The organism is Thiothrix nivea DSM 5205 (assembly GCF_000260135.1).
Taxonomy (GTDB): domain Bacteria; phylum Pseudomonadota; class Gammaproteobacteria; order Thiotrichales; family Thiotrichaceae; genus Thiothrix; species Thiothrix nivea.
In genome coordinates this window covers 2937768-2950706 of sequence record NZ_JH651384.1, presented here as the reverse complement: position 1 = coordinate 2950706, position 12939 = coordinate 2937768, and the positions used below count along the sequence as shown (strand labels likewise).

General features: G+C 47.0%; 7 protein-coding genes and 3 pseudogenes. 2 read left to right on the top strand and 8 right to left on the bottom strand.

Annotated elements, in window-relative coordinates:
- Positions 1–34 precede the first annotated feature (34 nt).
- The 3 genes and pseudogenes from THINI_RS14730 to THINI_RS14720 all read right to left on the bottom strand — a co-directional run.
- Positions 35–1129, bottom strand: a pseudogene (locus THINI_RS14730) (radical SAM protein); the annotation flags it as partial.
- A 7-nt stretch (positions 1130–1136) separates the two neighbouring features.
- Positions 1137–1619: a PIN domain-containing protein gene (locus THINI_RS14725; protein ID WP_002709347.1), complete on the bottom strand. Its 483-nt coding sequence runs from the start codon at positions 1617–1619 to the stop codon at positions 1137–1139.
- Positions 1616–1864 (bottom strand): UPF0175 family protein, encoded by a 249-nt coding sequence (locus THINI_RS14720; RefSeq protein WP_002709346.1) that lies wholly within the window; start codon positions 1862–1864, stop codon positions 1616–1618. The genes THINI_RS14725 and THINI_RS14720 overlap by 4 nt, the downstream gene beginning before the upstream one ends.
- Before the next feature lie 397 nt (positions 1865–2261).
- Here THINI_RS14720 and THINI_RS25305 point away from each other — a divergent pair, with 397 nt between their 5' ends.
- Positions 2262–2651 carry a hypothetical protein gene (locus tag THINI_RS25305; RefSeq protein WP_002709344.1) on the top strand — a complete coding sequence of 130 codons (390 nt, stop codon included), beginning with the start codon at positions 2262–2264 and terminating at the stop codon, positions 2649–2651.
- A 458-nt stretch (positions 2652–3109) separates the two neighbouring features.
- On the opposite strand, the pseudogene THINI_RS14715 reads toward THINI_RS25305, so the two are convergent.
- The 4 genes and pseudogenes from THINI_RS14715 to tnpC (THINI_RS14700) all read right to left on the bottom strand — a co-directional run.
- Positions 3110–4522 (bottom strand): annotated as a pseudogene (locus THINI_RS14715) (YgiQ family radical SAM protein); the annotation flags it as partial.
- A 93-nt stretch (positions 4523–4615) separates the two neighbouring features.
- Positions 4616–6052, bottom strand: a complete 1437-nt coding sequence (tnpC, locus tag THINI_RS14710; protein WP_002709343.1) for an IS66 family transposase — start codon at positions 6050–6052, stop codon at positions 4616–4618.
- 4 nt (positions 6053–6056) lie between these two features.
- Positions 6057–6488 (bottom strand): annotated as a pseudogene (locus tag THINI_RS14705) (YgiQ family radical SAM protein); the annotation flags it as partial.
- A 295-nt stretch (positions 6489–6783) separates the two neighbouring features.
- On the bottom strand, positions 6784–8280 hold the full coding sequence (gene tnpC / locus THINI_RS14700; protein WP_002707503.1) for an IS66 family transposase: 1497 nt from the start codon (positions 8278–8280) through the stop codon (positions 6784–6786).
- Between the two features lie 171 nt (positions 8281–8451).
- On the opposite strand from tnpC (THINI_RS14700), the gene THINI_RS14695 reads away from it, so the two are divergent.
- A complete protein-coding gene (locus tag THINI_RS14695) occupies positions 8452–9249 on the top strand; it encodes a tetratricopeptide repeat protein (protein ID WP_002709342.1) in 798 nt (265 codons plus the stop codon).
- Between the two features lie 9 nt (positions 9250–9258).
- On the opposite strand, the gene THINI_RS14690 is transcribed toward THINI_RS14695, so the two are convergent.
- On the bottom strand, positions 9259–12930 hold the full coding sequence (locus THINI_RS14690) for a WD40 repeat domain-containing protein (RefSeq protein WP_342610129.1): 3672 nt from the start codon (positions 12928–12930) through the stop codon (positions 9259–9261).
- Positions 12931–12939: the final 9 nt, after the last annotated feature.

Sequence of the window (12939 nt, the reverse complement as noted above, 5' to 3'; positions counted from 1 at the left end):
GCCGGAATCAGAGAAGGGCAACCTGCAGATGATGCTACTTACGGCGCTGTTTAGGCTTCCCTGCCGGTTTAGGTTTATTGCCTGTATTTGCTCGTGGTTTTGGCGGTAAGCCTGTATGTTGAGTCAATATCTTGTCACCCTGCGGTTTACCTGATTTGGGTTTGTCCGTTGCGACTTTCGCAGTCGCGGGCTTGCCAGCGGGGACAGCTTGTTTCCCCGTCCTTTTCTGATGCTCCCGCCCCTTATTCTTCCGCCGATGCGCCTCATACACCAGCTCCTCCTCCCCCTTCTGGTAATGCGGAATCAACTGGTTCGGCCCATCGCCAATCAGCTCCTGCCTGCCCATGTCCGCAATGGCTTTCCGCAGCAGCGGCCAGTTCTTCGGGTCGTGCCAACGCAGGAATGCCTTGTGCAGCTTGCGCTGTTCCGGCGACTTGGCGGTGTGCACCTTTTCACTTTTGTACGTGACCTGATGCAGCGGGTTTTTCTCGGTGTGGTACATGGTGGTGGCGGAGGCCATCGGCGATGGGTAGAACGCCTGCACCTGGTCGGCGCGGAAGCCGTTTTTCTTCAGCCACAACGCGAGGTTGAGCATGTCTTCATCCGAAGTTCCCGGATGCGCGGCGATGAAATACGGGATCAGGTACTGTTCCTTGCCCGCCTCCCTGGTGTATTTCTCGAACAGGCGCTTGAATTCGTCATACGCGCCGATGCCCGGTTTCATCATCTTGGAAAGGGGCGCGTCTTCGGTGTGTTCCGGGGCGATCTTGAGGTAGCCGCCGACGTGGTGCGTCACCAGTTCCTTGACGTATTCGGGGTCGCGCACCGCGAGGTCGTAGCGCAGGCCGGAACCGATCAGCACTTTCTTGATGCCGGGCAATTCACGGGCGGCGCAGTACAGCCGCTTAAGCGCGGCGTGGTCGGTATTGAGGTTCTGGCAGATGCCGGGGTAAACGCAACTGGGCTTGCGGCAGGAGGCTTCCACTATCGGGTCTTTGCAGGCCAGCCGGTACATGTTGGCGGTCGGCCCGCCGAGGTCGGAAACCACGCCGGTAAAGCCCGGCATCTTGTCGCGCATTTCCTCGATCTCGTGCAGGATGGATTCCTGCGAACGGTTCTGGATGATGCGCCGTGTGTCACTCGCCGATCAAGGCCAATGCTTGATCCAGTGTGGAGTCTTTCAGATACATGCCGTGCCGTTTCAGTTCCTGCATTATTGGGCGTGCGGCGCTGATTAACCCTTGCTGTTTTGCCCTCAGTACAATCCCCAAGGTTCCCAGTAAGGGAATTTCATGGGTTTCGGCGCATTTTCGCGCCAACCCGTCGTCAATCACGACGTTGATGTTGGGCTTGTGCAAGGCGTAGCTCAATACACTGGTTTCGCCGATGCCCAAATCCCAAGCCAGAATCAGTGGATGAGGCGTAACCTCTATGCTGCTTAACCAGCCAGCTTTGGCTAGAGCCTGTGCGGTAATATCCTGTTTGCCACGCCGTTGAATTTCCATGATGACAGGTTGGGGTACAAGGATTTCATCTGCCGTTGTTTTGAGTAAATCCAAGTAGCCCGCTTTGGAGAGGAAGATCAGTGGGGAACTGTTGATGATGGCCTGCTGCGTCACAGTGCCAGTTCCCGCTTCAGGCTTTCCATGTCCACGGAAAATACTTCGATTTTTTCATCAGCAAGGGCTTGCAGGAAATCAATACGATCCATTTCTGCGATCATGCTGGCCTTTTCCTGTGAGATTTTGCCCTGCCTGTACCACTGTATCGCTGAGGTCACGCGCATTTGCCTGACAAATTCCTGGGGCGTAAATTTCAGCGAAGAAAACACTTCTTCCGGTAGGTTGATGGCAACGGTTGTCATGGTATGGCCTCATGATGGTTCATGACCGAGTATATCCTATCTCGTTGGATGCAGGGGAGATGGAAACCACGTCGGTAAAGCCGACCAGTATTTTCCTCTTTACAATAATTAAAAGTATAATTTATTATTGACATTAGTAAATGTAAATGTAAACTATAGATTCCTTGTCTAAACATTACAACTCACGAGGTTTCTAGATGAAAAAACTACTTAAGTTGGTTGTAACATCAACCATAACTTTTTTTCTTATTAGCATCCCCTTGTTCGCCGCTGCCGACGGTGACAGCAAAGATATTGCACAGATGACTCAAAGGGCCGATCTTGTATTTTAGGGAAAAGTTACCTCCATTGATTACAAATCCGACCGTTTTGATTCCGATTTAGGTTTATCGACAAAATGAAACTGCTTTTAATACTCACCTTGTTTTTCGGTTTGCTTGGTTGTTCGACAACAGCGAACGTGCCTACAAAACCCAACGCTTATGGAAAAATGCTCGCTTTGGAGTACGTTTTTGATCAAATGGAAGACAGGCAAGCTGCCTACGATTTAAAAAAATCGTTAGGTTTGACAGCGCTCAGTAGTATGTTTGATTACGAGCGTGTGTATGACAAGATTTATGGAATCTCAACGGTAGAGGAAAAAGTGAGGTTAGATTACGTGGCTTCAGACTTGGCTCAACGGGCTAAATCACAAAGGTCTATTTCCTCGGGTGGGAGTTGTCATTCTGTTCGGTCATATACTCGCAAAGACGGTACTTATGTTCGCGGCTATACTCGCTGCCGGTAAGCTTTGATGTTGCTTGCCGTGCTTTTTTGGGGTGTCTGTTACGCCGGAACTGGAGAGGACAAATTCCGCAGATTCACAGGTATCAAGTCCGTCTTTGATGCAAGAAATAAAAAAAGCCCTGCTAATATGTGCAGGGCTTTTCCAGAATTGGCGCGGGCGGTTATCTGATCCTAGCTTCATGGGTATAAGCAGTTGTAACATTTGCCTGTGTCGTCGAAACCCGCATAACCGGACTGCACCATACAAACATTGTAATCAAATTCGCTATATCCATATTATTTACCCCAAAAACTTGTGAAACAGCTATAAAAAAACCAATAACCGTCATAATATTTGCGGCAGGAGACAGCGACAAACCGATGTCAACTAACTTATAGAAACCATTAGCTAATAGACCAAAGGTACTTAGTGTAGTAACACTATTAAATAATAGTACAAAAAAATAATTAATATGTCAATTATTTCGGTCTCTTTGGTGCTTGAGTTCTTCTGGGTTTTGGTGGCAATCCCGTATGTTGAGTCAGCATTTTTTCTCCGGCTTGTTGCTTGCCCACAGGTTTACCGGAGGCATTGTGGGCAGGTTTCCCCGTCCGCTTCTCATGTTCCCGTCCCTTATTCTTCCTTCGATGCGCCTCATACACCAGTTCCTCCTCCCCCTTCTGGTAATGCGGGATCAACTGGTTCGGCCCATCGCCAATCAGTTCTTGTCTTCCCATATCCGCCATCGCCTTCCGCAGCAACGGCCAGTTCTTCGGGTCGTGCCAGCGCAGGAATGCCTTGTGCAGCTTGCGCTGTTCCGGCGACTTGGCGGTGTGCACCTTTTCGCTTTTGTACGTGACCTGATGCAGCGGGTTCTTGTCGGTGTGGTACATGGTGGTGGCCGAGGCCATCGGCGAGGGGTAGAACGCCTGTACCTGGTCGGCGCGGAAGCCGTTTTTCTTCAGCCACAGCGCGAGGTTGAGCATGTCTTCATCACTGGTTCCCGGATGCGCGGCGATGAAATAGGGGATCAGGTACTGTTCCTTGCCCGCCTCCTTGGTGTATTTCTCGAACAGGCGCTTGAACTCGTCATATGCGCCGATGCCCGGTTTCATCATCTTGGAAAGCGGCGCGTCCTCGGTGTGTTCCGGGGCGATCTTGAGGTAGCCGCCGACGTGGTGCGTCACCAGTTCCTTGACGTATTCGGGGTCGCGTACCGCGAGGTCGTAGCGCAGGCCGGAACCGATCAGCACTTTCTTGACGCCGGGCAATTCACGGGCGGCGCGGTACAGTGATTTCAGCGCGGCATGGTCGGTGTTGAGGTTCTGGCAGATGCCGGGGTAGACGCAACTGGGCTTGCGGCAGGAAGCCTCCACCTGCGGGTCTTTGCAGGCCAGCCGGTACATATTGGCGGTCGGCCCGCCGAGGTCGGAAACCACGCCGGTAAAGCCCGGCACCTTGTCGCGCATTTCCTCAATTTCGTGCAGGATCGATTCCTGGGAACGGTTCTGGATGATGCGCCCTTCGTGCTCGGTGATGGAGCAGAAAGTGCAGCCGCCGAAGCAGCCGCGCATGATGTTGACCGAGAAACGGATCATCTCATAGGCGGGGATGCGCTCATTGTTGTAGGACGGGTGCGGCAAGCGGGCGTAGGGCAGGCCGAACACGTAATCCATTTCCGGGGTGGACAGCGGGAACGGCGGCGGGTTGATCCAGATGTCCTGCGAGCCATGTTTCTGCACCAGGGCGCGGGCGTTGCCGGGGTTGGTTTCCAGATGCAGCACGCGGTTGGCGTGGGCGTACAGCACCTTGTCCTTGCTGACTTTTTCGAAGGACGGCAGGCGGATCACGGTGCGGTTGCGGTCAAGCCGGGCGCGCGGGTGGAAGGTCAGTTTGTGTTCACCGGGGCGCTTGATGCGCGGGTCTTCGTATTCCAGCCACTGCTGGTTGCGCTTTTCGACCTCGCATTCAGTAAGCGTTCAGTCCTATGCAGCCATTACCGCTTTCCCAGCCAGGACGGATGTTGTAATCGGCTGCCCGGTCAGCCCCTGCCAGCAGGTATCCCGCAAAATCCGCAATGCTGACAAACCCTGCCGCTTGCAGGTTTCCACCACGGTCAGGATATGAGCCCGGAAGCGGTCGCCGCGTGCAGACTGGGTGGCAAAGCTGGTTTTGCGCCAGATCACATAAGGCCGGATAGCCCGCTCGGCTTCATTGTTGGTCAGGGGCAAACCGGGATGCCTGATGAAGGTAAACAGACACCCAATATCCTTTAACAGCTTTTCGCACTGGTTGCGGGATTTCTTCCGGCATACTTCCATGCCGCGTTGTAAATGGCCGACCAATTGTTCCCGAACTTTACAGCATCGTCGTCGGAAATGGCTTTCAGCCAGTCCTTGCTGGCGGCGGTGGTCAATCCGTATCAACAGTTGCAGTGATTTGACGATTTTCTTGCCCATATGGCCGTCAATACCGCGCCGTTGCACCATTTTCTTAAAATTCCGGATTAAATGCGGGATGCAGAACTGGCGGCGTTCGGCAGGGACAGTTTTATAAGCGCCATGCCGATCACTGACCAGGATTACCTGAAAATCTTCGCCCAGCAGATTGTCAGCCGCCAGTTTGCCGCGTGAATAGTGGGTCTGGAAGTAAGCCGCCTGGGGTGCTGCCAGTACCCACATCCAGCGTTGTTCCTGTTTGTGCCAGTGGGTAGTTTCATCGGCATGTACCCAGGGAAGTTTGCGCAGGTAATCACGCACTTCCTGCGCCAGCGGCCACAGCCAGGGGGTGATCCGGCCTTGCATGTTGCTGACGCTGCCTAAGCTGACCCGCAGTTCATGGAAGATTTGCAGGTATTCCCTGATCTGGCGGTCACTGAGGTGGAACTGGCCATTCAGCAAGGCCACACAGGCATGTAGGCGCGGGCCAAACGAGCTGCCGGATACGCTATCGGGCAATTGGGCATATTGCGGTGTACCGCAACGGCAGCAACAACCGTGATGCAGACAGTGTTCCGTAATCAGCGGACGGACTTCCGGCAAGTCGATGATCTGATGACGCAGGGGCCCTTTGCCGCTGGGCATCACTTCACCACCACACAGGCAGCTACCCGGATACCACTGGTGAAAACGGTCAACTGCACTTTCAGGATGCAGGGCACGGTGATGGCCTTTATGCCCCGGTTGCCCACCTTGTTTGCGGCCACTACCATTCTTTTGCTTTGCACGCTGTTTACGGTCACTCGGGCTGTCACTGGAAGGCGGTTTTGATGAATTCCGGGAGTTGCTGGAACGCCGGTCTCCCAAGGCATCAAGTTGCTCCTGCTGGGCTTCCACCATATCCAACAGCAGGTCGATAACCTGTTTTGCCTGAGCCAGATCCTTCGGTTCTCCCAGCAGTTGTTTGAGCTTGTCTTTCAGCATCTTTTTAGATCAACAAATTTTGGGCAGCTTTGCAAGGGGCTGAACGCTTACCGCATTCATCCATGTCCGTGGTGTTGAGGTAGGGGTTGATGATGCGGTCGATCTTGCCCGGCTGGTCGACGCGGGTGGAGTCGATTTCCAGCCAGCCTTCGGATTCCGGCGGCGTGTCGCGGCGGATGAAGGCGGTGCCGCGCACGTCGGTAATGTTTTCCACCGTTTCGCCGCGTGACAGGCGCTGGGCGACTTCGATCACGGCGCGTTCGGCGTTGCCGTACAGCAGCAGGTCGGCGGAGGCGTCCATCAGGATCGAGCGGCGCACCTTTTCCTGCCAGTAGTCGAAATGGGCGATGCGGCGCAACGAGGCTTCGATGCCGCCGAGGATGATGGGGACGTGCGGGTAGGCTTCCTTGCAGCGCTGCGAATACACCAGCGAGGCGCGGTCGGGGAGTTGATGATAATGAAAAAATTACTGATAATTGAGCAGGTCAAGTACCCATGCCAGCAATTCCCGATCAAAAATGGATTAGGCGATTGATTTATAAAGAAAATCATATTCGTTTCGCACAGATGCAAGCGATGGAAATTCTTTAAAAATCATAGTGTTAATCCATGACCGGGAATCGCTGTACCCATGCATAAGTTTTTCGGAAGAATTTTTCGAGTAAAATCAGATTTTTACGCTTTCAAAGCTCCGATAAACTTATGCCTAAGTACTTATTGTCCGTAAGCGTTCACGCCATTTGTAGCGGTTTGCGGGTACAGACCTGCCCCAAGGGGAAGCGCACGGCGACCGGCTTATGAGCCAAGCCTTGGGAGCACACATAGCGCATCAGGGTTGCCATATCCATCCCCAATTGCCGGGCAGTCCCCAACACGGTCAGCACGGTTGGCCGGAACCTGTCCCCTTGTGCCGACTGGCTGGCAAAACTGGTCTTACGCCATTGCACGTAGGGGCGGATCACCCGTTCAGCGCGGTTATTGGTGAGGGGAATGCGTGTATCCTTGAGGAAAGTCCAGCACATGGCCTCATCTTTACGGAGATGTTTGCATTGGTTGCGGGTGCGTTTGCAGTTATCCAATGCTTCGCCCAGGCTGAGGGTGGCCTGGAAGCTGCGGCGCAGGCGCAGTATCCGCCGCCGGTAGCGTGCCGCCCCTTCGGGGTGCTGTTGCCAGCGGTGATGGGTGCGGACGGTGGCGCAGGCAATCAGCAGCAGGCGTTTGCCAACCATTCCCCCTCCGCCACAACGCCCGGCCATCTTGCGGAAGTGCCGGATCAGGTGTGCCCAGCACAGTTGCCGCCGTTCGGGCGGGACATTGCCGTAACCGCTGAAGTGGTCTGTCACCAGATAACCGGTAAAACTGCCCAACAAGGCATCGGCGGCAGCCTTGCCGCGTGAGTAATGGGTCATGAAGTACGTGACGGTGTTGTCCGCCAATGCCCATAACCAGTAGGTGTTCGTGCCACGGTAATGGCGGGTTTCATCGGCATGGCAGACCGCCTGCCCACGCACATGCTCACCGACCTGACGGTACAGCGGCCCCATCCACGGGATGGATTTGCCTTGCGCTTTGCTGATCGCCCCGGTGCTGAAGCGCACCTGCCAGACTTCCCACAACAGGAGCTGGGTTTGGCGCATCGACAGGCGAAACTGTCCGGCCAGCACCACAATCCAGGCAATCACACCCGCACCCATTTGCCCGCTGGGGACCCAGTCCGGCCACTGGCTGTGGTGTTGGTTGCCGCAGGATTGGCAGACACCGTGGTAAAACTGGTGCTCCGTCACCTCGGGTGGCGGCGGAGGGGCGATGTCCGTGACCTGATGGCGGTAAGGGTTTTCCCAGTCAACCGCCACTGCCCCACCACAGGCGCAGGTGCTTTCCGGGAAATACTGTTCAGTGCGGGTCACTTGTTCGGGGGGATATAACGCCCGTTCGTGGCGTGGATGGCCGGGTTGCCCGCCATGCGGGCGGCCACTCCCCTTGCGTTTTGGACGGGCTGCCCGTTGTTCCGGGCTGTCTGAGGACGGCGGTTTGGAGCTGTTGCGGGAACTGCTGCCCAGTTTGGCCACCAGTTCTTCGAGCTGTTTTTGCAGCGTTTCGACTTGCTGTTCCAACACCACTACCCGTGCCGCTTGCTTCTCCAACCCGGCTATCCGTTCCTGTTGGCGCACGATCAGCTGATGTGCTTCATCAAGGGTGGTCGGCAGTGGGTGGGCTAGGGCTGGCAAGGGGATAATGGCTCGTTATTGGGATGGGGTGAATTTACTATAAAATCGCTGCAATGCCTATCAGAGGGCGTGAACGCTTACTTATTGTCCTTGGTAAGTAAAGGCATAGAAGCAAAGCAGGGAGAGTAAGTTTAATTGTGTCGGTTACCTTTAATTAAGAGCGTAAATTTGATGAAACGTAACTTGTTAATTCTAATATTTTTAGCTTTTTCACCTACAAAATTACTCATGGCAGATAACGTATCACCTACGCTTGAAGCAAGTGATAGCTTCCCTCTTGGTTCTTGGGATAATCCGGTGAAATGTAATTCTCCTAGTGGTGAACGTGAATACCTTTCAAGGCTGCGTTGCTCATCTGGCGATATGGTCGATTTTGAAAGATTAGGAAACTCCGGTGAAGGGGTATTTGGAAATATTGTTGATGATTATGAGTTGAGATGTATTAACTCAAAAAAGACTGTTCATGTATATATGGATATGTATCATGATTATCGAGAGAGTCAACCTATAGATGGATTTAGTATAATTTCTGATGAGTGGGGTAAAGAGATTTCTTCTGCTTTAGACTTATTAGAATCAAAAAAATATAATGAAGCACTTCATGTATCTGAAAAGGCTGTGGAAGAACTACCCCCTGATAATATTATTGACGATAGAAAATATGTTACATATTATTTAATTGGAATGATTCATATGAATGAAAGAATCTTTCATAAAGCACAGGTTGCCTTTTTAAAGTCAGTAACTTTGCAAGAAAGCTTTCCATCTAAGAAAGATGAACGGTTTTATGAGAAAGTAATAATATTTTATTCGCTTGCCCTAGCATATGATAATAAAAGCAAAGAAGCATTATCTATCTTGGAAAGAAAAATAAACCCATGTTCTTCTAAAAAAGAATCTCTTTGTAATGCTCTAAAAAGTGAAAAAAAATTAATTCCTTCTCTGGAAAGTCTTATTAATGAATATTGAATGAGGAGTTCATTCTAAAAAATAACGTTTCTTCTCCTCATTGCTAAGACTGCGGGGAAAGATTTTTTTTGCCATTGATATTAATTCGCTTTGATTTAATAAGATATTCCAAATTGCCAACTCTTCATTAGAAATTATTAGAATTTTATTGTAATCTAAAGCATAAGTGAAATATGAGTTCCATGCTGTATTTACCGGTATTTCGGCAATTGTTTTTCTCAATTGTATATTATATATAATAACTTTATCTTGGGAGGAGAGAAATAGATATTTGCCATCCAGATTAAAATTGACTCCGCTCAATATATTGGTTTTATCTTTGTATTCAAATAACAGCTTCCCATCTATGGCATTCCAATATCGCATTGCACCATCAACATATAAAATCGCAATAGACAGGCTGTCAGGGCTAAGTTTTACAGTTAAAGGCTCAGATTCATAACTCAGTGCAATATTTTTGCCATTCGCAATATGAAATATACTTACTTTTTTGGAAGGGGCGCTATTTATATTACGAAAGTATTTTTCATAATGATTTTGCCAAGAAGCGTAAGTTTTTTTGTCTTCGCTAAGTCTGAAATTATCGAATTCCTTATCATGACTTAAGCGAGTCAGAATTTTATTCCTGTTTATATCGATAATATAAGATTCTCCAGTAGAAATTAAAACAAAGTAATCTCCGTTCGTGGTAAAGTCTATTTTCTTTATATTATCAAAAATATGTTGATAGGTTAATTTTGGATCCCCATTTGAAAAATCATATATTGACAATATATTTTCATTGAAATATGCGAATAGCTCCTTTCTGCGGTTAAAAACAGCATTCGAAAAGGTTATTGAGCTAAGTGGTTTAAAGCCGCTTATGGTTTTCTTGTTCCCAGAAAGTAAATCAATGTAAAATAGTTTGTCATCTTTTTTTATTGGTATCCATGAGTTGGTGTCATTTTCTATATTTCTTGTAATTTTTGGAGCTTCTATATTTTCTATTAATTTTGTAAATGAGCCTGAATATGTATTTAAGACGCTTATAAAGCTAGAGTGGTTGAAAAATATTTTTTTATGAAGGGGAAAATACCCCATCATATTCTCTTCATCAGGAACAAGCTCTTCATTAGGAGTGGCAATTTCTTTTAATTTATTCTTTAGACTCCATATGTAAATATATTTATCTGATGATGCAGTAATTAATCTCATATGGTCTGAAAACATAGCAACATCGAAGACACCTTCCTCGTGTGCTTTGAAAAATTCCCGTAAAACTGACTTATTTCCGAGGTTTCTCCATAAACAAACAACACCATCCTTCGATGCGGTAATAATGTATTTGGCATCTTCAGTAAATTTTGAAATCATAATTGGTGATTTATGTTTCTGTAGAACAGCTAATTGGCTACCAAACTTTTCATGGCCTAAGCGATAGTCTGTAGCGCCAACGTACCATAGTCTTGCAGTATTATCTGCTGAACTAGATAGTAATAGATCAGAATCACTATAATGAGAGCCATATGAAGATTTTATTTTTGGCTCAAACTCCAAGTTATAAACACTGTCTGTATGTCGATCCAGTATGGTTATTAACTTGCCTGTCAATGCGTCCCATAATTTAATTTCTCCATCTGCTGATGCGGTTGCAACTATATCTCCTTCTGGTTTAAACTTTGCATCAAAGACATAGCTTTTATGTCCAAATTTAAACAACTCTTTACCTTTTTCCACATCCCACATCCTAGCAGTTTTATCGCGAGAAGCACTTAATAACTTTTTGTCGTCGGGGGAGAAAAATACCTTTGTAACAATTGAATCATGTCCTGCAAATGATTTGAGTTCTTTTCCAGAGTGAATATCCCATATCTTAATGGTTTTATCTTTTGAAGCTGTTGCAAGTAAAGTTTCAGTAGAATTAAAATCTGCAAAATAAACTGCATCTCTGTGACCATCGAATTGTACTATTACTTTTTTTTTCTTTGTGTCCCATAGTTTAACTTCTCCATTATTATACGTGGCTAGTATAAAGTCATTTTTAGTATGAGCTATAAAAACCACATTACTAAGTTTACTTACCAACTCACCTTCATTTTTAAATGATTCTGTGTTATATAATTGTATATTGGTACCTGCTGCAACAGCTAATTGTTTTTCATTATGAGATAAAGAAATAACAAAGACGGGTTTTTCAATTTCTATGATATTTTTATCCAGATGCTTAATGACACCTTGTCGTAATTGATGTTCAGCCTCAATGACATATGGTCTTTCTATGCCGCCATTTTGAGGTAAGGCGTTTAGTGCAAGCAGTGCACCAATATCAACAGCGCCTTTTTCCAATTCTTGCTTAGCTAGGTCTGCTAAAAACAAAGATTGTGTTTTTAGAGCTTTGTTTTTTTGATCATTAGATATCAATTCACTTTTTTTGGCTTTAGCTAAAGCATTTTCTGATATGGAATAAAAATATAGCGCCCCCAGAAAGCCGATGCTTGCGAATATTCCAATTAATATAGCTATTTGAAATCTTTGTTTGCCTTTCTTTTCTTCCTTTTTCTTTAAATTAGAACTGGATTCGATGTATAAAATTTCTTTTTCTCCTAAAAATCGTTTAAAAGAAAGTAAGTTTTCTTCAGCTTCTAGCAGTGCCTTTCCTCTTAATAATCCGCCTATATCTTTATTATTTTTTTCCCACTCTCTTATTGCCTGCCGCAAATAATTCTGCCAATATCTGAAATGCCTATTTTTGTCAATCCAGTTTTTCAGTAAACCCCAATAATCAATCAAAGTCTCATGAATAATTTCAACTTGTTCAGAATCACCGCTTCCTCCTGTCACTACAAGTCTTTTATCTGCTAAGATGGTTACTAAATCCCACATTTTTTTATTAAAATAAGCCTTGTAGGCTACTTGCTTGGTATCCCGAGCATCTTCGTTAGGCTGAACTAATTGTATGAAAATATATTCAATTTGTTGTTTCTGATCGCTAGAAAATTCGTTATATACATTATTAGCATATTGAGTCAGTGCTTCTTTAACTCCACCTACGGCATTATATCTTTCATGTGTGATTTTATTATAGCTTATACCCTCCCAAAGCAGCGAAAGAGTAAATTCCAGGAGTGGCAAATAACCATGATCAGAGCCTACATCATGGAGAATTCGATCAACTAAGCCAGTTTCAAAACTAATATTGCATTTATGTGCTGGTAGCTCGATTGCTGACTGTAATTCATCTACAGTCATTTGACCTAAAATCTCACATGGAAAGTCATTAAGTACACGCCCTATTTTATTATATGCAATTGCCGCTCCCATAAAATCACTTCGCATAGCGCATAAAATGCTAATATTGCTATCAATGTCTATCAGTTCATTATTATCATTATATGATAAGTGTGATAAACATAAATCAATGAATGTCTTCTGAGAAGAGTCAATAGTATTGAGAGTATAGAGCTCTTCAAATTGGTCGATTATTAATAGCAGTCTGGTTTTATGACAAGTCTTAAGAATTATTTTCGCAAGATAACTAATGTTAATATCTTTTGAACGAATAACTTCCAAAAGATGAGATGCTTTTTCAAGCTGATCAACGGGATCTTTATATATATATGGAAGAATTAGTGATAATAGTTCTTTAAATGGATCTGACCGTGGTCGCATGACTAATACCAACCATTCTTCAGCATTCTTAATAAAAGGAAT

Excerpts from the sequence above, each read along its gene's own strand:
- THINI_RS14720 (WP_002709346.1), bottom strand. The coding sequence starts at position 1,864 with ATGACAACCGTTGCCATCAACCTACCGGAAGAAGTGTTTTCTTCGCTG.
- THINI_RS14695 (WP_002709342.1), top strand. The coding sequence starts at position 8,452 with ATGAAACGTAACTTGTTAATTCTAATATTTTTAGCTTTTTCACCTACA.
- tnpC (WP_002709343.1), bottom strand. The coding sequence starts at position 6,052 with ATGCTGAAAGACAAGCTCAAACAACTGCTGGGAGAACCGAAGGATCTG.
- THINI_RS25305 (WP_002709344.1), top strand. The coding sequence starts at position 2,262 with ATGAAACTGCTTTTAATACTCACCTTGTTTTTCGGTTTGCTTGGTTGT.